This window comes from Bacillus sp. FSL R9-9492 (genome assembly GCF_038007365.1).
Classification (GTDB): domain Bacteria; phylum Bacillota; class Bacilli; order Bacillales; family Bacillaceae_G; genus Bacillus_A; species Bacillus_A mycoides.
Genome location: NZ_JBBOXC010000003.1, coordinates 92069 through 113292 on the forward strand (window position 1 = coordinate 92069; position 21224 = coordinate 113292).

The 21224-nt window shown below is 33.1% G+C and carries 20 protein-coding genes and 1 pseudogene; 14 read left to right on the forward strand and 7 right to left on the reverse strand.

Annotation, left to right across the window (positions count from 1 at the left end):
- Positions 1 to 113: 113 nt before the first annotated feature.
- The 5 genes and pseudogenes from MKY70_RS30200 to MKY70_RS30220 form a co-directional block, all read right to left on the reverse strand.
- Complete coding sequence (locus MKY70_RS30200) at positions 114 to 560, reverse strand: hypothetical protein (protein ID WP_340780606.1); 447 nt, start codon at positions 558 to 560, stop codon at positions 114 to 116.
- A 1-nt stretch (position 561) separates the two neighbouring features.
- Entirely contained in the window at positions 562 to 1749 is a 1188-nt protein-coding gene (locus MKY70_RS30205) for a ParM/StbA family protein (protein WP_341026833.1), read from the reverse strand.
- Between the two features lie 976 nt (positions 1750 to 2725).
- A pseudogene (locus MKY70_RS30210) lies at positions 2726 to 2855 on the reverse strand (IS200/IS605 family element RNA-guided endonuclease TnpB); the annotation flags it as partial.
- 2045 nt (positions 2856 to 4900) lie between these two features.
- Positions 4901 to 5455 (reverse strand): MerR family transcriptional regulator, encoded by a 555-nt coding sequence (locus MKY70_RS30215; RefSeq protein ID WP_340780604.1) that lies wholly within the window; start codon positions 5453 to 5455, stop codon positions 4901 to 4903.
- A 1278-nt stretch (positions 5456 to 6733) separates the two neighbouring features.
- Complete coding sequence (locus tag MKY70_RS30220) at positions 6734 to 7702, reverse strand: Replicase RepFR55 (protein ID WP_340780603.1); 969 nt, start codon at positions 7700 to 7702, stop codon at positions 6734 to 6736.
- A gap of 438 nt (positions 7703 to 8140) precedes the next feature.
- Here MKY70_RS30220 and MKY70_RS30225 point away from each other — a divergent pair, with 438 nt between their 5' ends.
- Positions 8141 to 9292 carry an AimR family lysis-lysogeny pheromone receptor gene (locus tag MKY70_RS30225; RefSeq protein ID WP_340805024.1) on the forward strand — a complete coding sequence of 384 codons (1152 nt, stop codon included), beginning with the start codon at positions 8141 to 8143 and terminating at the stop codon, positions 9290 to 9292.
- A 487-nt stretch (positions 9293 to 9779) separates the two neighbouring features.
- On the opposite strand, the gene MKY70_RS30230 is transcribed toward MKY70_RS30225, so the two are convergent.
- Positions 9780 to 10163 (reverse strand): helix-turn-helix domain-containing protein, encoded by a 384-nt coding sequence (locus MKY70_RS30230; RefSeq protein WP_340780600.1) that lies wholly within the window; start codon positions 10161 to 10163, stop codon positions 9780 to 9782.
- Between the two features lie 131 nt (positions 10164 to 10294).
- Between MKY70_RS30230 and MKY70_RS30235 the strand changes: the two genes are divergently transcribed.
- The 7 genes from MKY70_RS30235 (at position 10295) to MKY70_RS30265 (ending at position 15541) form a co-directional block, all read left to right on the forward strand.
- Positions 10295 to 10504, forward strand: coding sequence for a helix-turn-helix domain-containing protein (locus MKY70_RS30235; protein WP_340780599.1), 210 nt, complete (start codon positions 10295 to 10297; stop codon positions 10502 to 10504).
- A gap of 156 nt (positions 10505 to 10660) precedes the next feature.
- Positions 10661 to 12937, forward strand: a complete 2277-nt coding sequence (locus tag MKY70_RS30240; RefSeq protein WP_340780598.1) for a SpaA isopeptide-forming pilin-related protein — start codon at positions 10661 to 10663, stop codon at positions 12935 to 12937.
- Between the two features lie 15 nt (positions 12938 to 12952).
- A complete protein-coding gene (locus MKY70_RS30245; protein WP_309515460.1) occupies positions 12953 to 13084 on the forward strand; it encodes a hypothetical protein in 132 nt (43 codons plus the stop codon).
- Positions 13085 to 13109: 25 nt separating this feature from the next.
- Complete coding sequence (locus tag MKY70_RS30250; RefSeq protein WP_340780596.1) at positions 13110 to 13568, forward strand: TRAG family protein; 459 nt, start codon at positions 13110 to 13112, stop codon at positions 13566 to 13568.
- 40 nt (positions 13569 to 13608) lie between these two features.
- A complete protein-coding gene (locus MKY70_RS30255; RefSeq protein ID WP_340780595.1) occupies positions 13609 to 14184 on the forward strand; it encodes a TraM recognition domain-containing protein in 576 nt (191 codons plus the stop codon).
- 103 nt (positions 14185 to 14287) lie between these two features.
- Complete coding sequence (locus MKY70_RS30260) at positions 14288 to 14536, forward strand: hypothetical protein (protein WP_113710522.1); 249 nt, start codon at positions 14288 to 14290, stop codon at positions 14534 to 14536.
- A gap of 561 nt (positions 14537 to 15097) precedes the next feature.
- Positions 15098 to 15541, forward strand: coding sequence for a hypothetical protein (locus MKY70_RS30265; protein WP_017674623.1), 444 nt, complete (start codon positions 15098 to 15100; stop codon positions 15539 to 15541).
- 123 nt (positions 15542 to 15664) lie between these two features.
- Here the strand turns inward: MKY70_RS30265 and MKY70_RS30270 are convergent, their stop codons facing one another.
- Positions 15665 to 16858 carry an IS110 family transposase gene (locus MKY70_RS30270; protein WP_016102528.1) on the reverse strand — a complete coding sequence of 398 codons (1194 nt, stop codon included), beginning with the start codon at positions 16856 to 16858 and terminating at the stop codon, positions 15665 to 15667.
- A gap of 295 nt (positions 16859 to 17153) precedes the next feature.
- On the opposite strand from MKY70_RS30270, the gene MKY70_RS30275 reads away from it, so the two are divergent.
- The 6 genes from MKY70_RS30275 to MKY70_RS30300 all read left to right on the forward strand — a co-directional run bounded on the left by MKY70_RS30275 (position 17154) and on the right by MKY70_RS30300 (position 21203).
- Complete coding sequence (locus MKY70_RS30275) at positions 17154 to 17378, forward strand: hypothetical protein (protein WP_098630160.1); 225 nt, start codon at positions 17154 to 17156, stop codon at positions 17376 to 17378.
- Between the two features lie 31 nt (positions 17379 to 17409).
- Positions 17410 to 17718: a hypothetical protein gene (locus MKY70_RS30280; protein WP_097826290.1), complete on the forward strand. Its 309-nt coding sequence runs from the start codon at positions 17410 to 17412 to the stop codon at positions 17716 to 17718.
- 108 nt (positions 17719 to 17826) lie between these two features.
- Positions 17827 to 18027 carry a hypothetical protein gene (locus MKY70_RS30285; protein WP_341026840.1) on the forward strand — a complete coding sequence of 67 codons (201 nt, stop codon included), beginning with the start codon at positions 17827 to 17829 and terminating at the stop codon, positions 18025 to 18027.
- A gap of 30 nt (positions 18028 to 18057) precedes the next feature.
- Positions 18058 to 19143 carry a hypothetical protein gene (locus tag MKY70_RS30290; protein WP_341026842.1) on the forward strand — a complete coding sequence of 362 codons (1086 nt, stop codon included), beginning with the start codon at positions 18058 to 18060 and terminating at the stop codon, positions 19141 to 19143.
- A 15-nt stretch (positions 19144 to 19158) separates the two neighbouring features.
- Entirely contained in the window at positions 19159 to 20589 is a 1431-nt protein-coding gene (locus MKY70_RS30295) for a hypothetical protein (RefSeq protein WP_341074734.1), read from the forward strand.
- A gap of 104 nt (positions 20590 to 20693) precedes the next feature.
- Positions 20694 to 21203, forward strand: coding sequence for a hypothetical protein (locus MKY70_RS30300; RefSeq protein WP_341026845.1), 510 nt, complete (start codon positions 20694 to 20696; stop codon positions 21201 to 21203).
- Positions 21204 to 21224: the final 21 nt, after the last annotated feature.

The window sequence follows — 21224 nt, forward strand, 5'->3', positions numbered from 1 at the left end:
CTCGTTATGAGGGACTAAGCTATTAAGATAAACCTGGTTCTATATGATGTTTGACGTAAATACTCAAAAAAGAGTCCGTATCACTCAGGACTCTTTTTGTTATGTTGACAGCATTAATTACCAAATAAACTTGCTGTATCAAGATCTTCATATTCATCATTCAAAACGTTTGTTTCAGATTTAGAAACATCTTCTTTTTTTACATCTTTATTATCGGATTGCTCTTCAGAAGTCTCAATTTTCTCATTAGGAGATTTTCTTTCATTATGGATGGTATGGATGCTTGAGTCTTCATTTTCGATAATGAGATTTGAATCATTTAATATGACCCGTTTAATCTCATTTAAAAAATCTTTATCTTGAAGCAAGATTTCTCTTTGCATTTGTTGTTGAATCTTATAATCCCCAACATCTTGTAAGCCATGTTTATCAATAAAGTAACAGACAAGTTTATATAATGAATCTGCTATATTTCCTTGAGATTCAAACCATTTAAAGAATTCCTCGTTCTCAATTTTTTTGAGATTCCAAAAGAAAGATTCTCTTTTCTTGTCAGACATATTATCTCACCTTTTTTCGAGTAAGAATTTTCTTGATAACTTGCATCCCTCTAGCATTCATATCTACAGCATATTTTTCTGGAATCCATAATAAGTACATACCCACTCGCTCACAGTACTCTAATAATTGGTCATATAATTCATCTTTAAAAGTAACACTTCCCCCACCATATACACATAAAATTTCAGCTTCACTAGCTGTATTACTTACATATTTTTCACCTGTATCTTCTAAGATAAGTTCAGCCTGTTCCACTTTTGTGATATTAAAGTACCCAGTTGCTTCTTCATGATATTTATGGTCTGGATCTTGAAGGATTTGTGAGAATTGTTGGCGTTTAATGTTTGTTCCACGCTCTTGGTTTAATAGCTTAACAGCTTCTTCTGTAGCATGCCCAACTCCACGTCTTTCTCCACTACAAGCATCAATTACTGGATTTACGCCAACTGTGTATATATACTCAGTTGTTCCATCTCCAATGTCACTATGCAAGATTTTTTTGTTCTTAAAGAATGATTTTTTTACAGTCTCTACCTCAAGTTTGTCTTTATATAGTTTAATAAAATCACTAAACATATCTTCTTCGCCTTCAAGGATTGCATATAAAGGAGGAACACCTTCTTGAGTAATGCTTGCACTGTTAAATGCTAAGCTGACCGTTACTTGTTCTTCCCCTACATAAACAACTACAACATGATTTGAATTAGTAAAACGTTGCTCTAGGTGCTTAGCATTTACAGGTGTCCATTGGCTTGCTGGAATAGCTGAAATAAGATCAACAGTGACATTAATTGATTGTGGTAGTTGTTCAGTTCTTTCCCACTCAAGCTGAACTGATTTATTTGCAATTAGTCCTAGCATATTAATTAACGGTAAATCATCATTATATTTTTGGCCTACTTTAATGTTCATGTTTTTTGGGTTCTTCCCTGTTAGCATTGCTCGATTACCAATAAAATACATCCCGGATCTTCTAATTGATTTACTAGCAATATTTACAAACATGTTATCTACTAAATTGATTACATTTTTTTGAGTGTTTGTTTCAGTTACATTGGGCATTGAGTAAACGCTTTGATATACGTTTTTCATTTTTATGTATTCACCATTGATGTAACCTTTAAAAGAATCGTTTCCAATATCGCCTTCAATGTCTATATGAAGATTCTTCCCTTTTAAATCTGTCATTATACATCACCTCTATAATTTTTATTTCTCATTTATATTCATTAACTATATTATAACTTAAAATCAGAATGAAATCAAGGGTTTGAAAGGAATTGATATCAATAAAATACAAAATAAATATATTTTGGATATAATTAAAATATTCATAGGATTAATGTTATTTTATGAGTTGGTGTGTTAGGGATTCTATTCCAATGAAATATAAAATAAATATATAATAGATATTTATTTTATATTTCATTTCAGTGTATTGGATAGATTTACTTTTTTAAAGTTAATAGTATGTTTGGTACTTCATTTGTATAAGTCCTGGAGAAGTTTTCTATATTCGTTGATAGGATTCCTTTAAGGTATATTTAGAAATTAAAGTTAAACTTAAAAGTTTAACTTGTAATATTCTTAAGAGAATTTGATGTTTTAGAGGGTGTATCCGAATCCCCTAACAGCACAAACGTTATCGAAGTGTTATTTTAGTGTTTAACATTACATGAACGCTATCCGTTTTCATAGCGATTATCCCTTTAATATCAACGTTTATAAGTTTTTTGAGAGGGATGCGAATGATACAAACGATCTACTTATTCTATATTTGTAATAAATAAACATACTTTAAGGAACATCCCAAGAACCAATCTATAAGTTAATATATCTATAACGACATATCAATGAAACCTGGAGAATATAGATCTGTGCTATAGCGACACATAAATTAGTTGCTAATATTAAAATTGCATCATTATGTCTAAATCGTATCGTTATATAGGGCTAAGATATTCATTGCACACTTATTGAACGCTATGCGTTCATGAGTCGTTATATCCATTAATATACGGTGCTAAGATATCTTTGCTTCGGGTGTATAATGTAACTTTGTTATGATATATTTTTAATTAACAGCATACGTTGTCATAGCGTTCTTGAACCACTCACCACTTAATGTTCTTACGGACTGTTTGAAGCGGGAGATTCCTACGATTAAGAGACGAATAGCTTCGTTTCTAAGATTTAGGTCCTGCGTTAACATCTTTATCGTGAAATGGGATACAAGAAGAGCAATCCCACTCACGAAGTTTTAGATTTTTAACGTCCTTATTTTGGCAACCACAACTTGCTTCCCGTATCAGTTTGCCTTTTTAGTTGGGTGAGCTCTGCAGAGCAAGAATTATAAGTTAATCCTTTTCCTGTTTCTTTGTAGGTGTCATTTCATAGAGCAAGTAAACTAATTTAGGGCGTTTTGCTTTCTTTGATCCATGTATATAATGTGAGTTCACAGTTTACATAATAAAGTTTGGTATTGCTCTCTAGGTCTAGAGTAATAACTGATAGGCCGCTTAAGTTGTAGTGTTCAGAGAGTAATAATGAAAGCATCGATTAGAGTGAGTATTTTGTATATGATCCAACTCAATTATTTAAGTTGAAATTCATTTTTAGCAAATAGAGTAGTTGGATTTGAAAGTTTAATACTTTCAAGAGAATTTGATGTTTTAGAGAATGTATCTGAATTCCCTACCGTATAAACGTTATCGAAGTGTTGTTTTAGTGTTTAACATTACGTGAACGCTATCCGTTTTTGTAGCGACTATCCTTTTAATATCAACGTTTATGAGTTTTTTGAGAGAAATGCGACTGATACTAAGGTAGTTTATAAAGTTTGATAAAAGATGTACAAGTTGATGATCAAGAAGGCTTTGTTTGTGAAATTTAGGAGGACATTATTTTGACCTTGTAGTTTTATTTAAATGATACAAATGAGTTTATCATTCTATATTTGTAATAAATAAGCATAATTTAAGGAACATCCCGAGAATTAATCAACAAATTAATATAGTTATGACGGCATATCAATGAAGTCTGGATAAGATAGATCTGAGCTATAACTACATATATATTAGTTGCTAAAATTAAAGCTGGATCATTATATATAAGGTTAAAAGATTCATTGCAACATATACTGAACGCTATAATAACGATCAGTACTTAATGACAACCAAATTTTAATATAGTAAACGCTCTTCAACATATCTTAGCTCTTTGTAAAACTAGTGTTACAAAGAGCTATCTTAATAATAAAATATAGAAGATAATCTTTTAAGTATTAAATATATAATTTCATTACAACAAGATTAAAAAAATATAGTATGAGTGCTTGCAAAGCGTTAAATTCACGCTTTGCAAAACGTGAACGCTATGCGTTCATAAGCTATTAAATCCATTACCATAAGTTGTTAAGATATCCTTGCTTGGGTTGTATAATGTAAATTTATTAATAGCGTTCATAAAGCTCAATTATTTAGCGATAATGAAAGCTTTAATTAGTAACATTATTGTATGCTAATCGAATGTCGCACTTAATATGGAAGACACGACCTGGTAAAAATATTAAAGAAGACTTGCAAAAACATGGAGTTTCCTATGAAGATTTATTAAAATGTTGGGAAATTATAGAACCTAGTCAATCTTCCCTAAAAATCGATAAAAGAATTTGCTGATTTCTGCAAAGTATGATGAATATGTTGATATTAACGATACTGAGAATATTTGGAATTCAAAGGAAAGGCAAAAGAGATATGTATATAATTGTGATCACGCTGAAATTTCCTTAAAACGCAATAAAATTGCAACCGATACTTCAAATTTCATACAAGATCGAATTAAAATTTGAGTTGAGGAACAACTATATAGAATTTAAGTATATACACACTGGAATTTAGCATGAACGCTAGGCGTTCATGGCGCGTTCGGCCTTTTAATATCAAGGGATTAAGATGTTTTTGATTCGTTTGAATTTAGAAAAGTATTTTGGATAAGGATGATAAAAGACAGGAATTCTTGAGGTTTTTTCAATTAATAATATTATAAATTAAATCACTTTACCTTCTCTTCAATGTACAAAGACGGTATGTATGAAGCTAAGTAAAAATGTATAGCTATATGAACGTTTGATGAGTGTTAGTTAGATGTATATTATAAAAAAATGTTTTACTTTCAAAGTTAAATGGCTATTAAAAAAAGATATAAGAGGAACTCCTTTTGAAAAATGTACACTCAGCATTGTGAAGATGAGTTAAAAAAATAAAAAAAGCGGTAATTACCGCTTTTTTTATTTTTTTACTAATTCGGATATGTATTTGATAGAAAATGCATATCCGAATTAGTTTCGATTGAACAAACGTTGAATGAACGTTTTCTTAGTGTTATCTTGTTGCTCTTGGCGATCTTCATTTAACAATTGAATTGTTTTATCCAGTTTTTCTTGTAGTAACTGAATTTGTAAATCTTTTTCTTCCTTTTCTGAGCGTTCCTGTAATAGTAAATTAATAATATCTTGGTTTTGTTGTACAATTTTTTCTTGTTGGTTAAACATATAGGAAAACTTATCTTGAATTATTGAAATATCCGTTTGTGAACGTTGCTGAAGTGTTACTTCAGTATCAGGTTCTTCTTGAACGCTATCCGTTTTTTTGGCGTTTTCTTCGACTATATCCATGCTTCGTGTAGCGGCCTCTTCTAATTTCCAGTTTTGATTTAGGTATTCCTTCATTTGTTTTAAAATATCTATATCATTTTCATAATAAATTCGTTGGTTACGTTCATTTCTTTCAAATATGTACTCCATTTTTTCTAGTTCAATTGACCATCTACGAAGTGTATTAGTGTTAATATCTAGTTGCTTTGCTACTTCTTGTGCAAAATATCCATATTCCAAACTTCACACCTCCATTATTTGTGTGTTAGATATTCTTTCTTTATTAGGAGGATCATTCCTCTAAAAATAGAAATCTTTATAGGGCTACAAGGTAAGATTTTTAATTACTTTCAAAAGGTTTCCTGTGCAGATACTTGTGTATTAGATTAGTCTATGTATCTAGTATTGAGGTTAATTAAATTATAAACGCTATCCGTTTTCATAACGTTCACCTTTGAAAACAAGAAAATATTTATTAGATTATACAATAATTAAAGAATTACTTGAAATTTTATTATTAGAAGTTTGTTTCCAATATAAGAATTTTACTAGATATATGTGCAAGAATCAAAGCTTTCATTAATAGAATTAGTATCTAGTTAATATTCTTTTAATTTAAAATACATGAAAAGTTAATAAGGAAATCTATTTGAATGCTATCCGTTTACGTAGCGTTTTACTAGTGAATAATAATTCTCGATTTAAAAGGTACGTATTATTTAAATCTTGAATAATTATTTTGAGTTTCTTATATATAACAATTATAAGTCCTTTATTGAGGGTCAAAAGGGATAATTCTAGATATTACTAGTAATATTCCTGGCTCCTAAAACGGCTTAATCTTCGCCAAGAATGGCTTATGGGGGTGTCTTAGACTTTTACAAAATCTGCCGGGCATTAGAGGTGTTTAGTCTTAGATCGAAATGATTTTACAAATCCCTATTTAGGAGTTCACATTTATTAGTATGGACCATCTTTTCAGAATGCATTCAATTGCTAATGATATTAGAAGTGGGGGAAGAAGGGGAGCATATTAATGTGCTTAATTTGAAACAAATAGAATTTCATCAGATTTTAGGGAAGCCAATAATAGGAATCTACATAATTATTTATATGTTTTGCAAGTTTAATCGGATTCCCTAAAATTAGACAATACAGAAAGATTTTCAGAATGCTATATTAAATAAATCTTGTTTTAATAAGTATAACCAATAAAAACATTAGAATAAATTATGATGCCTTTAAACATACTCTGGCAAGGTATTCAGGATTTTCTCTTAGTAAATTTCAAATTAAATTTGATAGTAAATGACGAATTATCCATAAATAAATTACGGTTAATCGTATACGTAAATTGTACGGGACTTCATAGAAAGATTCTATAAAATGATTTGTATTTTGAAGTTTCTTGTGTCGAAAAATAACAAGTTTATGACCTTTTATAAGAGGATATGACAAATAGCCTTGCTATATTTGATTTTTTTAAGCAAGGCTACATACTAGTATAATTTTTAAAATTTAATTATTCTCTTCTAAGAAATTATAGAAAAGAAATTTTCTTTTTTTATTTGTACCATGTAGGGAATTCTTTTCTATTGCGTTATGATTTCTTCGTTCCCAATTTTGTTTTGATTTTTGTCCAAACATTTTTATAAAATGTGCGGGATTACTATTTTGAGCTTCATTGTATTGGAACCATTGCACACATTCTTCAAAATCCCATCTAGCATAGCGGTCGATATAAGGTGGCATCCTTAAAGCAATTGTGTATGCATCCTTTTCACTAAGATGATTTAGTTCTTGACTTAAAATGTAGTAGTAAGCCTTTCTCTGATCCTCACTTAAATATTCTTCTAAATCTTGTAATCTGTTATTCTTTTCTTTTAATTCACAATCCGTATTTGATTTCGCTTGTTTGTTTGCGCTGAAAATATCTACAGAATTAGACGAGACTGGTATATCATTCTTTATATCTTTGTGATTGGCTACAACAGTTTTCTTAAAGAGTTTTTTACTTAGAAAATCAGTGAAAGTAGAGCACACATCAATTGCTACAGCCCATTTTATCTTGAAGTATTCAATAATTTTTAAATAGTTGTTATGTATGGATAAAATGTAAATTGAAGGGGCAATCTTACCATGTCTTCGTACTTTAATTTGTTGGCATACTCCCAGATCTTGCAGCCATGTTAACACGTAGTTAATGAGAGGTTTTGAAATACCTGATTTTTTGCTGATATGATCTTGCTTTACTTGGGAATATCCTTCTTGTACTAGGTATGATAAAACTGTTTCTAAAGCTTCATACTTACGTTTGGTGAGGTAATCCTTTGTAGTAACACCCTCATATTCTAGGACAACATTATCAATATAAGTAATAACTTTCTTAATTGATTGATTAATAGCCCCAGTTTTCTTTGATAAGTGATTGATGTGGGGACTTAGTTCCGCTTTTGCTCGACTGAGCAAAAAGTTGTGCAATAACACAGAAAAAACCTCCTATATTTCCCACCGCAAATAAACAGGAAAAACAGGGGTTTTATATTCACATTGTATATGCATTATGATATAATTTTAATATCAAGTATGATATTATAGAAAAACACATATATTTATAGTGTGAATTAAAACCCTATCTTAGGAGTTTTTAATTGGTTCCGGTCGCCAAACTAGAAGCCAATTAAAAACTGGACGGTGGGGTTTTATTTTTTGTTTTCTAAAAAACTTTCGTGCATAGATAAGTTATTTGTATTTTACAATTGTATGTGAATAATATCAACACCCTAAGTTCATATTTTTTGCAATTAATAAACGGAAAATTCTGTTAATATTTGAGCAAACACTTGTTTTTGGGTAATGTGGTATAATTTTCTTGATTATATGTACGTTTCTGAATGTTCGTGAAAAAAGACGAGGTGAAAATACATGAAGAAATTAGCCAAAGAAATTGATGATTATTTATCATCTAAAAATAGGACATATACTGATCTTTCAAAAGAAATTGGGGTTGCTAAATCTACAATTTCTAATTGGATTAATAAGGACAAAGAAATATCTGTATATACTTTTTCGAAAATTGCTTATGTCATTTTTGCATATGATAAAGATAAACAAGAACAAAAAATAATTGATTATTTAGGTACGTTAGACGATAGATTAAACATAAATGTGAAGGTTGCATTTGCACTTGCTCATTTGAACGATCACATAGTATTAATGGAATATCTCTCTAAAATATGTGAAGAGAGCAAGGATTTAGAAATGAGACGGTTTGCAGATATTTTTAATTTATATATCGACCGCTTGAAAGGGGGAAATGTCAGAAAAGTGTACTTGGATGTCCAAAAAGCTAGAAATTCAAATGCGGATGTAGAAATTTTTTGTGATATTCTGAGTATGTTAATTCTTTGTGATTTAGGGGATTTTGGACTAATGGAAGGTTATAAGTCGAGAGTTGAGAATAATATAATGGATGATAAATTAGTAACCAATATTTATTTAAAGAGTTTATACGGATTTTGGGTAAAAGAACTATGGAGTTATTCAATATTAAGGAAAAATAATTCTTTACAATTTGTAAGAGAAAATGGAGAATTAAGAACACATAAGGATATAAATTTCTTCCCTGTCATGGAAGCTTTGTTGAATATTAGGAGTGGAGAAAACCTCATGTTTTCTGATTATAAGAAATCTTTGTATTTCTTTCAAGAAGCGTTAAATGTATTGAAGGGTGCTAAAGGTAGTTTGAAATACAATATAGCTCTAAATGATATTAACTTCATTAGAATCTTTTGGTGGAAAGATTTAAATAAAATAGATTTTGATAAATTACATCCGGCTGAGTATGCTTTATTTTTAATCAAAAAAGGAAAATATCAACAAGCAATAAATATACTAGAAGAAATTAGATTAAAAAAGAACATGTTAACGCCACTTCAAACATGTTATCTAGGAATGGCTAAAAAAGATATACATTTAATTGAGCAATCTATAGATATGTTTAAAGCAAATAATGATTTTTTGTACGTGAAATTTGCTGAAGTAATATATAACGAATATTCGGAAATTATAATATAGTTGTCAAGGGATGGTGAGGAAATGGTGAAAAAGTTATACGTATTAATAGTAGCCGCTATACTGTTATTACCCGTAGTGAATAGTTCACTAGGTAAAATGGAAACACAACAGTACTCCCAACAAGCTAAAGATTCTGGGAAACAGTATAAGCTTTATAGAATGATGGTTGATCCTGGTGGAGGTGGATGATTTTTCTGTTTATTATTAAACTTTATATTTTTACAAAAGACATCGTTTTGAACGGTGTCTTTTGTGATTTTATAAACTGTTTTATAAATATCTACATGTGGAATTATGAAACTTTTGTGTTACTTTTCACAATGTAAAAATAAAAAATGGAGGGGCAGCAATGGGGAGAATAGGATTAAGTGTAAATGAAATAGTAGAGATTGTAAAAACGATTGATTTACAAACTTTTAGTGAAATTATGGAGTTATGTGCGAGTTACGAACAAGAGGAATAGGAGAGCCTCTGGAATGAGGTTCTCCTATTCTTCTTGTTCAACTTGCTTTTTTAATTGGCTAGCATATTTTAATAATTCTTCTTCAATACGAGGTTTATGTTTATCTGGTACACTCATGTATCGTTCATAGAGTAGTCTGGCTAAACGTTCAACTGGATCTTCGCCTCTAATACTTTTTAAGAGGTCTTCATCCGGAATTTCATTTTTTAATAAAGAAGGGACACTGACATTTAAATAATTAGCAATTTCCTCTAATTTATTTAAGCGTGGTGTTTTTTCTCCAGTTTCCCAGCTAGATACAGTTCTATATGTAGCATTTAAATCTTCAGCCATTTCTTTTCGGCTTACTCCTTTTATAGCTCTTAATTTTTTTATGTTTTTCCCTACAATATTTTCATCGATTGTCATTTTAATTATCACTCCAATTTCGCATAGTAAGATAGTTTTTGGAAAATACACTAAAAGTGTATTAAATATGAACTTTAAGTGTTGACTTTAGGCTCAAAGACGAATAAACTGTAAATAAGGGGGTGAGACATTTGACAGTTTTAAGAGAATTTCGTGAATTAAAAGGTTATACAATTAATGAGGTTTCCAAAGGTTCAAAAATCCCAGTTAGCACTTTATATGATGTTGAATCGGGTAGAAAAGGTTTAATTTCTAGTCGGGCAAAAAGTATTTCGGATTTTTTTGGAGAACCAGTTGAAAACCTTTTTTTTGCAACATATTATCGAGCAAAGTTGGAATGAATTATTTTCATAAAAAATAATTATACATTTATATTGTAAATGAACAATCTATAAAAGGTACAATTTTGTAGTTATTTTTTTGAAAAATAAAGTCCGAATATTCAATTTTAACATCTGATCTTTGAAAACTGCATATCATTTGAGGGAGCTGTTAGTATGTTGAAACGATCGTATCAAACGTTACTCATTATCATGAGTATGCTTCTAATTGTCTTAAATTTTGTATTTCCACTTACGAAAGCGAGTGCTGAAGTCATTAATCGTGAGAAATACGAAATGAATTGGAGTTTTAGTCCCATGTATGGGAAAGAGTTACGGACAGAACTACTGAAGAATGCGAATGGGCAAATTGCGTATTGTTTAACTTATGGAAAATTAAGTCCCAACGGTAATGATCTTCCAGAGATGGGGCGCACAGATGATGTTGTGTACCGAGTTCTTCTAAATGGATATCCGCAAAAGAGTCCAGAAGAATTAGGAGTTTCTGACTGGAAAGAGGCGCATTATGCGACACAGCTTAGTGTTTGGGCAGCGTTAGGTCAAATTGACATTAACGAAGTTCAGCATCGCAATGGGAATGTTGCAAAAGCCGTAAAAACCATTATTGATGGGGCAAATGCAAGCCAGGAAACACAAGACGTGTACATGAATGTAACACCAACAGACAATCAAGAAGCAAAGTTAAACGGTGAGTACTTTGAAACGACAGTGTATCAAATTGAAAGTAACGCTAAGAACGGTGTATTTACAGTTCAACTAGCTAATGCACCGAATGGAACGAAAGTTGTTTCAACAAAAGGTGAAGCAAAACAACAATTCAATTTAGGAGAACAATTCCGTATTCTAATACCGAAATCCTCTCAAACAGGTAACTTTTCCTTAAAAGTAACATCTAATCTTTCTAATTTGCAGGCAGTCGCTTATCAAGGAACAGATAAAGTCCAAGATGCAACAGTCCTTTTAGAAAAAAATGAGGAAAAAGTAAGTGCCGATCTACAAGTAAACTGGAAATCTCTTGGTGGATTGAAAGTTGTAAAAGTGGGAGAACAAAAAGAATTGCTACAAGGTGCCGTATTTGAAGTCATGAACAGTGCAAATGAAAAAGTAGGCACAATGACTACAAATGAGCAAGGTTCAGCAAGCCTTTCCGGTTTGGAAATCGGAACTTATACTCTTAAAGAGGTAAAATCACCTACTGGATATGTACTAAATGGGCAACCACAACAAATTGAAGTTAAAACAGGTGAGGTTGCTACAATTACAGTACAAAACACGAAGGTAAAAGGAAATATCGAAATTAAGAAATTAAGTGACAGCGGAAAAACTCTTCCAAAAGTAGAGTTTACAGTGTATACAGCTGAGGGAAAAGAAATTACAAAAACAACTACAAATGAACAAGGAATCGCACAAATGAAGGATCTTCCATTTGGAAAGTATTATTTTGTTGAAACAAAAGGGGTAGAAGGATACCTTCTTAATCAAACAAAATATCCATTCGAAATTAAAGAACAAGGAAAAACTTTACCTTTCACAGTCGAAAATAAAGAAGTAAAAGGAAACGTGCAACTTCTAAAAGTAGATGGAGAGAATCCAGGTGGAAAATTAGAGGGTGCGGTGTTTGTTCTTCAAGATAGTAAAGGAAAGAAAATTAGTGAACACAAAAGTGATAAAAACGGTTTGATTGAAGTGAAAGACTTACCATTTGGAGCATATTCATTTGTTGAGAAGCAAGCACCAATCGGCTATGTGTTAAACAAAGAACCTATTCCTTTTAGTATCTCGGAACAAGGAAAGACAGTCATGCTAACAGCGAAAAACAAGAAAATAACAGGAGAGTTGGAGATTAGTAAGGTAGATATTGCGGATGGCAACAATAAACTTCCTAACGCTGAATTTACTATCTTTAATGAACAAGGAAAAGAAGTTGCAAAAGGAAAAACGGATGAAAACGGCATTGCAAAATTCAAACTTCCATATGGAAAGTACACATATAAAGAAACATTCGCACCAGACGGATATTTACTGAATGAAGAAGTATTCCCTTTTGAAATTAAAGAGGATGGTCAAATTATTAAGCACACGGTGAAGGATCAGAAGAAACCGACACCACCTACACCAGAGACACCACAACCAGAACAACCACAAAAACCAGAAATACCACAAAAACCAGATCAACCAGAAGCGCCACAACCACAGGTACCGGAACAACCAAAAGTAACCGAAAAACCTGTCATTCCACAACTAGAGAAACCACAACAGATTGTTATGAAACCACAACTAGAACAAACACCAAAGAAAATTGAAACGTATCTTCCGACAACAGGAGGTAAAGCCGAAAATCCATACATAAAATGGATCGGTCTTGCATGTGTCGTACTTGGCTTAATTGGAGCTGTATTTGCAGTGAGAAATCGCAAGAAAACTCAATCATGAAAGGACTAAGAGTATATGACAAAATACCAAGCTCGTTTTAGTGAAATAGATGAAAATCCGCTTGGTTTTGCTATTGGATTTCGTAATGCATGTATACTCGTAATTCCCATTTGGACAGTTGTTTTTTGGATAGGGAGCAAGATATAAGAAACCGAGAGGGAGATGAAATAAAATGTCAGAAATCTACGTCGGTAAAATGAAAAATTTAGGGAAACCTGGGGAAGGCGTTATGCGGCGCAAGAGTGCTTGGTTACCTGAAGAATTGATGCAAGCAATTTCAATCGCTCAAACTGTAATGAAACCATTAAAGCAACATGATTATTGGATAGAATCCGCTACAAAATTATTGGCAGGAAGTATTTTGTATCTGAATCAACGGCATAAAAACCTATATTACCTAGATGTGAAAAAAGTTATTGAGTTCACGGAAAAAATGTATGAGAGTGAAGCTAACTTGGTAGAGGTAGTAAATTCGCTCGAGAATGAGCATCCAGCTTATCATATCTTCCATGAGCTAGGTCTTTATTCAAAAGAAACAAGGGATGCGATAACTATTACTTTGCTATACATTCTTGAAAAACATCAACGTGAAAAGCAAGAGGAACAAAAAGAGTATTTTTGGTTTCAGTAGTAGTCAGAAGAGGAAAATGAAATAGGAAGGAGTGCAATACATGTTAGGCGTAGCTAAGAAGTATACAAAGGTGATTAGAGCGTTGAAAGAGATGAATGAAAGGGAAAAGGTTGCAGGTGTGATAAAAGCTCGATTTGGGGCTTATAAATCGGTCATAGAAGGTGTAAAAGAAACAAATGATGATTTTATTTTCATTTTTGATCCGAAAGGTATCTTTTTTGAAGACACATACAAAGAGAAACAAGAGCAAGGGTATCACATACTCAAACATAATTTACTGTCTGGTTATGAAACGCTTGAAATGGATGTAAAGAAAAAATCAGTTGTGTATATCAGTATAGAAACGGAAACAAGTACGTATCAAGAGAGAGGAGAAGCATTATCCAATTTTCTTCAGTATCTAACAGAATGCAAGAATATAAGACCGATTAACCTGGTATTTCATCAATATGATTTGTACCCGATCCCTCATATGGAGCAGTTTTTACAAGAAAGCGCAACATACCACATTCATCATTCAATCGTAGTTGAATCTCAATCCGCATTACAGCACATATACGGAAAAGAGGCAGCACAACGCATTATCACTTCGTACAACACAACAATCCTAGCATGATATGAAGCACTCGTTCACTATTTCATCCTATCTAGATGGCTAGAAAACTATACAAGGGAGAAGCGCTTTTCTCCCTTCTTTATCAAAAATAGGAGGCGTTCATATGAGAAAAGAACAAAGGCTCACATTCTATGATATTGCCGCATCACAAGCTCATAGTGTCAAAACTTTTGATGGAAAAACATACGAACTGAAAGGCACCATCGCAATTGAAAATAACACAGGAAGCATTGAAAATGTAGCTCAAATTTATTATCAAGTGCGTTCTGTCAGAGACGAACATCAAAACTTGATCGCAAAAAGGAAACATAAACAAGCGGAATTAGTAGCCGTAAAACAAAAGTGTAAATAAAAAAAGCGATTTTGAAGTGTGCTGAGAACATAGCACAAAGTAATTTGCTCTTTGACAATTTAGATATATATTGCGTATATCTTCCTTTCAGTAATGATGTAGAAGGATGATATACGGCTTTCAATATATATGCGTGCCTCCCTTGAAACGGTCACTAGAGGGGTTAGGTATACGATTATCGTTAGAAGAGTGCGTACGTAAAACTCATATCTGTGACCATTGGAAATGCATTGTATCAAAAATCTGTTTGCGCTAGTGATCGTGAGGAATATCCCATTTTGACATTCTAAAGAAGCGATAAACCATACAAACAGTAGATACATAAGGTTCTACGTTCATGCCAAAATACGTAGTGCGGTATTGGGCATATAGAAGCTAGGTCGGGGTTAGTTTCTATACGCATACCAATACAGGGTTCGTCATTCCAGCCATAAATGATATTTCCATTTTCTATCCCACTTTCCTTTAAATGTTATAAAATAAAGACAGATGTTGAAGTTTAAACGTGTCTCATCACACTTCAAAATCGCTTATAAAAATATGACATAGGGAGGAACATGTATGAGTCGTAAAGGGTGGATCATTTCCGCTGTTGTTGGACTGTTAATTGCAATTGGTATTGGTTCAACATTTGTCTTTAGTTCGGGAAAAGGGGAAGTAATGGAACTTAGTCCGTTAGAAATGAAGAAGTTCATGAGTGAGGATGGCACAGGTTTTGTTATGCTAACGTCTAACATGAGGCATAGTGAAGATTGGATCTTCCTTGTAAAAAAAATAGCTGAAAAAGAAAAGATTGAAGTAAAAGGTTTAGATGAAAATCGTGACGATATTCCAAGTACAAGTAACCCTCATGATTGGGGATTATCGCAAAGAAGGGATACTCTTGCATATTATGAAAAAGGTAAGGTGAAAAAAGAGATTAAATTTACAATTGATAAACTTTCAGAACTTGAAAAAGAAGTTACCTATTTTGTTCAAAATTGCAAAGAGCAATATCAGAAGTAATCACATAATCATTGAAAGACCAACTATGAAATGTCAAGCGTGAAATACAATATAAATGAAGAGTGTTTACCCTAAAAAAGGGTAACTTAAATAAACCTTGAGAAGTCTCAAAAAATAAAAAAGTTATCTCTGGCATGGGAATGGAGGAATTTTATAGGGTTTATTACTCTTTAGAATGGCATAGACAATATAACACAACTTCCTAGCTACAGCTCCTATACAAACATAATAGTGTTTTCCTTGATTTCGTTTCTTTTCATAAAAAGCTTTTAATACAGGATCATGTTTATAAGCAGTAATAGCCGCTTGAAATAATGCTCTACGTAGATGGGAGGAGCCACGTTTGGACATAGACATACCAGTTGATTCGTATTGACCTGATTGAGAAATAGTGGCATCAATACCGGCGTAAGCCACAAGTTTAGAAGGCTTGTCAAAGCGGTCTATATCCCCAATCTCGCTTAATATGGTGGCACCTAATATAGGACCAATACCCGGAATAGTAGTGATTGGTGTATCTAAGTCACTTAATAGTTGAGACATTTGATTCTCACATTCTCTCAACTGAGTTTCAATAAAGCGGATTTGCTCCATCAACATTTTTAATTGGAATGAGAAAGCATCTTTACAAAAGGTGACACCAAATGAGTTTGAGGCTAATTCCATCAGTTGATTAGCTGTTTTTTTTCCAAGTCGGCAACGACTTGCTTGCTCAATTATTAGTGTCAAATCATCAATAGACAGTCTTTCATAATCGCTAGGAGATGTATATTCAATTAGGAGCTGTGAAGACGTTTTGCCAAAGACATTAGAGAAAATACTTTGATATTCTGGAAAGGTTTGATCTAACACGACAAGCGCCTTGCGTTTTAAATCACTTATATTACGTACAAGAGAATTACGAAACCGGCTTAGTTGTTTTAAAGCGAACATTTTCTCGTCTACGAGTGGAGTTTCAAGGAAGCGGCCAAATCGTATGACATCGGCAATCATAGTGGCGTCAATGGCATCTGTTTTTCTCTTTCTAATTTCTGTCCCCTTTCGCCATGCATTGGTTTGGAGTGGGTTCAGTACAATCACAGAAAAACCATGATCTAGTAGAAAAGAATAGACAGCTATCCAATAGTGACCGGTGGCCTCCATCCCGATTGACAGTTCTGTCGGAGAACTAATGTATTGGTAAAGCCAAGTTAATAAAGCTTGTCCACCTTCTTTATGATTGTGGAAAGGAAATGGCTTGGTAATAGGTTTCCCAGTGGAATCAATGATGGAAGCATAGTGCTTGTGTTTGGCAATATCAATACCTAAGTAGAACATAGTATACACCCCTATTTTGATGATTTTTAGATAGTGTTATCCTCCCCTGAACTAATAAGCGCTACTACCTCGTAAGAGATACGAAGAATGACCAATGGTCATCAACATCCAACTCATTCGTAAACTACTTATTAGACAGAGGTACCAATCTTTCAATCGAATACAAGGATTCAAGGTGGTGATCGGCAACACTCTATCTACAAATATAAGTATCTCATAAAGCTGGATACTCTTGGGTTTATAGGTGAATCCCATTCCTAAAAAACCTAACTTAATCATACGAGGTGGTGATATAGTGGCGATTACACAAAGGGAATTAAAAAAAGAAAAAGATATGGTAGCAAACCTATTAAGAGCCAATGGTCAGGATTATAACCATTGGCTTCATTTACATCATCAGAAATACATTGAAGAAAATCAAGATTTAGTAATGAAAGCTTTACAAGCTTATAAAGCAACATCAACAGAAGTAAAAGAAGACAGCAAGTTAAATGAGCCAAGTCAGCTTAGTAACGTATAAGCATCTAAAAATGAAAAGGGAGTGAATGTATATGTCAATGTTGGAAACATTATCTCAAATGTTAGTGTTAGGTGATGCGATGGACGGTCTAATTAATACGGGTACTTCATTTATTACATGGATGCAAAGAGGAGCAATAGTTAGTACAGCAATTGTTTTTTGTTTTGGTGCTTATTTATTAATTTGGGGTGGAGAACGAGGAAGACATAAATGTGTTTGGTGGTTTATTGGTGGGGCTGTCGGACTCGTTATCGTAATGGGATGCCAATACTTGGCGGAAAGCGTAAATACTAATGTTAAATTTGGTCAAATCTTATTCCCGTTTTTCTGGATGAAATAGTGAAAAAATATAAATAAGGCAATGAGGAGGCTATGCAAAGGGTATGGCTTTTTTTGTTGCCTTTTTTCATTGGGATTTGAGTTTTATTAAGAAATCGGGAGGGAAATTATGGGGGTACTAAGAGTATTTGAAAGTGTTCCGGTTATTGGTAATATACAACCAATTATGACAGTACCAACACCAGAAGCAATGTTAAGAGCTGTGATATTCTTCATCGTTATTTGGGTATTGATTGCTGTTTTATGTATCTATCATAAGTACACAACCAATAAAGCTGAAAATAATAATTCAAGAGATCAGTCGAAGTAAATTTAAATCAAACGGAAGAAAGGAGAAGCCATGTTTGTCATTTTTAAAAGTAGCAATGGAACAGAAATTGAGTCGGGTAAGCAATATTCGTTTCATGAGGCTTATACCTTAACTAAACGATTAGAACGTGTTTATAGAGAAGCTGGGCGGCAAGAACATATTGATTTCGATTTGTTAGATGGTCATTCTAATGAAATTTATAACGGAACGTTATCACTTGGTTCGAGATATGCAAATCATATTTTTGATCACATTTCTAAGAAAATGAATGTGATGCAATTAGATCCGGAACAAGAGGAACAAAAGAAGGAGCTATTAGAAACATTAGAAAGAGAAATCAATGATTCTCCTTTTCATGAAGAATATGAATATCAAGAAAAATCACCAGAAAGGAAGGAAGAACCCTCGTATAGTCCATCGGATGAAGTGAAAACACAAATAAAGCCTGAAAAGGAAAAAAGAAAAGGATTCAAGATTATTGCGAGTGTCATAGGAAGCGTGGTGTTAATTGGAGTTGGTGCCATATTTGCCTTTAAGTTATTCTCTTCCGAACCAGTTTCGGGTGCAAATGCTGGCTCTGAACAATATGTAGTAAAAGGATTACAACAGGCAGCTATTCAACAGTATGGAGAAGCTGTTAAATATTTCGATAAGGTCAATTACACAGAATTAGATAAAGATAGTCAGAAGGCAGTTCTATTTACTTATTTATTAAATGGAAAGGCAAATAAGGCATTACAATATGAGCCGAAATTTGCAGAGAGTGTGGTTGCTTATTTTATTGGGATAGACAACATGAATAAAATCAATGAAATTGATGTCAAAAATGATGTAATCGACTTTGAAAAGGCAGCGCTTAATAAGAAATATGAGGAGGTAATCAAGCTTAAGGGGAAAGTCAATATGGACGGTAGACGTGAAAAACTCATTGTTGAAGCTTTTGTACATCTGAAAAAATATGAAGATTGTTATTCTTTTGCCAAAACGCAAGGAAATAAAAACGTAATGAAAGAGGTCAAAGAATTAGAGAAACGAGATATTCAACAATCTACGATAAGTGAAGAGGAAAAGAAAGCTAAGATTGAAAAAATTGATAAAGATCTACAGAACATCTAAGGGGGAGAGGATAACATGCCTTTAAATTATGAGAATCTGTACAAAAAAATGGGAATTGTTTTTCTTGGTGGTTCATTGATATTGAGTACGACAGGGTGCAGTTGGTTTGGAAGTAAGGAATCATCAAAAAGTAAATCAGCTATTACAAAAAAGGTAGATAAAAATAAGCCGGAGGAAAAGAAAGAAAATCTGAACAAACAAGATTTCGAAGCAATTACAGAGAATGCAATTCAAAGTAAGGATAATGAAGTTGCTTATGTACTCGAAGAGCTGGATAAATCAAAAATTAACTTTAAAGAAAAATCTATTGTAAGTAATCTTCAAAATGGGGATGACACCACTTCTCGTGTTCTAGCACTCTTTGATAAAGAAACGACAGATAAATCAATTCAAGATACAGCAAAAGATAATGTGATTGCAGCTATTACAGATAATAAGCCACAAGTCACCGTGAATGGAGATCATTTTGCATTTGGCGATCAAAATATTGATTCTTCAGTAGCGAGTATAGGAGATATTCTTCCAACAGAGAAGAAACCAGATGCAATTGTGAACCCACCAATTACACCGGAAGGTGAGAATGGTAATACGGAAAATACAGGGGCAGAAAAGCCAACAGATCCAGAGAAACCAACAAATCCAGAGAAGCCGACAGAACCGGAAAAACCAACAAATCCAGAGAAGCCGACAGAACCGGAAAAACCAACAAATCCAGAGAAGCCGACAGAACCGGAAAAACCAACAGATCCAGGTAAACCAACAGAACCAGAAAAACCAACAGATCCAGAGAAACCAACAGAACCAGAGAAACCGACAGAACCAGAAAAACCAACAGAACCAGAGAAACCAACAGATCCAGAGAAACCAACAGATCCAGAGAAACCAACAGAACCAGAGAAACCAACAGAACCAGAAAAACCAACAGATCCAGGTAAACCAACAGAACCAGAGAAACCAACAGATCCAGAGAAACCAACAGAACCAGAGAAACCAACAGATCCAGAGAAGCCAACAGAACCAGAGAAACCAACAGATCCAGAGAAACCAACGGAACCAGAGAAACCAACAGATCCAGAAAAGCCGACAGAACCAGAGAAGCCGACAGAACCAGAGAAACCAACAGATCCAGAGAAACCAACAGAACCAGAGAAACCAACAGAACCAGAAAAGCCGACAGAACCAGAGAAGCCGACAGAACCAGAGAAGCCAACAGAACCAGAGAAGCCAACAGAACCAGAGAAGCCAACAGAACCAGAGAAACCAACAGATCCAGAGAAGCCGACAGAACCGGAAAAGCCAACAAATCCAGAGAAGCCGACAGAACCGGGAAAACCAACAGATTCAGAGAAACCAACAGAACCGGGAAAACCAACAGATTCAGAGAAACCAACGAATCAAGAAAAGCCAGTTCTGAAACAAAATGAAAAGATGGTAGCGAGTAAATAAAGAAAAAACCAACTGATATTGTCAAAAAGGTACTCATAAAAAGAGTACCTTTTTAATTTAAAAATACATGTAATCTAATTTTTTTAATGAAAGGGGTCATATAGATGTTTGTTAATAGTGCAAATTTAGTACAAATTTCAAGTCTAGATAAAAGTTTAATGGTGGTAGGTCGAGTGGGAACAGGGAAAACGAGGGAATTGAAGAAAATGGCTTTAAGTTTATCAAAAGTTTTAGTGTTAGATCCATTGAAGGAATACGAAGAATTAGAGAAGCAAACAGAGGGGCATGTAACTTTACAATATTTAGATTGTGAATCAAATGAGGGATATAGGAATTTTAAAATTACAGAAGATGTGATAAGTATAGCTAAACAATTTGAATATGTAATTGTAGATGAAACCAATTATTTATGTCAGGAAGATTTTATATACTTTCTTCAACAAATGAAGGATTCTGATATAAAAGTAATAGCGAGTTTTCAACAAATGCCAACAGATGCTCAAATTACTAAGAAATTTCGATACATCATATCTTTAGATGTAACGAATGATTTCGATAAGATAACAGAGTATGAAAAATATAATTATGATTCGGGATTTGGTTTGAAAAAGTAATACGTGTGGCTAGATTGAAGA

What these genes read in the sequence shown, in the direction of transcription:
- MKY70_RS30200 (WP_340780606.1), bottom strand. Translation starts at nt 560, where the DNA reads ATGTCTGACAAGAAAAGAGAATCTTTCTTTTGGAATCTCAAAAAAATT.
- MKY70_RS30205 (WP_341026833.1), bottom strand. Translation starts at nt 1,749, where the DNA reads ATGACAGATTTAAAAGGGAAGAATCTTCATATAGACATTGAAGGCGAT.
- MKY70_RS30225 (WP_340805024.1), top strand. Translation starts at nt 8,141, where the DNA reads ATGAAGAAATTAGCCAAAGAAATTGATGATTATTTATCATCTAAAAAT.
- MKY70_RS30230 (WP_340780600.1), bottom strand. Translation starts at nt 10,163, where the DNA reads ATGACAATCGATGAAAATATTGTAGGGAAAAACATAAAAAAATTAAGA.
- MKY70_RS30240 (WP_340780598.1), top strand. Translation starts at nt 10,661, where the DNA reads ATGTTGAAACGATCGTATCAAACGTTACTCATTATCATGAGTATGCTT.
- MKY70_RS30245 (WP_309515460.1), top strand. Translation starts at nt 12,953, where the DNA reads ATGACAAAATACCAAGCTCGTTTTAGTGAAATAGATGAAAATCCGCTT.
- MKY70_RS30250 (WP_340780596.1), top strand. Translation starts at nt 13,110, where the DNA reads ATGTCAGAAATCTACGTCGGTAAAATGAAAAATTTAGGGAAACCTGGG.
- MKY70_RS30255 (WP_340780595.1), top strand. Translation starts at nt 13,609, where the DNA reads ATGTTAGGCGTAGCTAAGAAGTATACAAAGGTGATTAGAGCGTTGAAA.
- MKY70_RS30260 (WP_113710522.1), top strand. Translation starts at nt 14,288, where the DNA reads ATGAGAAAAGAACAAAGGCTCACATTCTATGATATTGCCGCATCACAA.
- MKY70_RS30265 (WP_017674623.1), top strand. Translation starts at nt 15,098, where the DNA reads ATGAGTCGTAAAGGGTGGATCATTTCCGCTGTTGTTGGACTGTTAATT.
- MKY70_RS30270 (WP_016102528.1), bottom strand. Translation starts at nt 16,858, where the DNA reads ATGTTCTACTTAGGTATTGATATTGCCAAACACAAGCACTATGCTTCC.
- MKY70_RS30280 (WP_097826290.1), top strand. Translation starts at nt 17,410, where the DNA reads ATGTCAATGTTGGAAACATTATCTCAAATGTTAGTGTTAGGTGATGCG.
- MKY70_RS30285 (WP_341026840.1), top strand. Translation starts at nt 17,827, where the DNA reads ATGGGGGTACTAAGAGTATTTGAAAGTGTTCCGGTTATTGGTAATATA.
- MKY70_RS30290 (WP_341026842.1), top strand. Translation starts at nt 18,058, where the DNA reads ATGTTTGTCATTTTTAAAAGTAGCAATGGAACAGAAATTGAGTCGGGT.
- MKY70_RS30295 (WP_341074734.1), top strand. Translation starts at nt 19,159, where the DNA reads ATGCCTTTAAATTATGAGAATCTGTACAAAAAAATGGGAATTGTTTTT.
- MKY70_RS30300 (WP_341026845.1), top strand. Translation starts at nt 20,694, where the DNA reads ATGTTTGTTAATAGTGCAAATTTAGTACAAATTTCAAGTCTAGATAAA.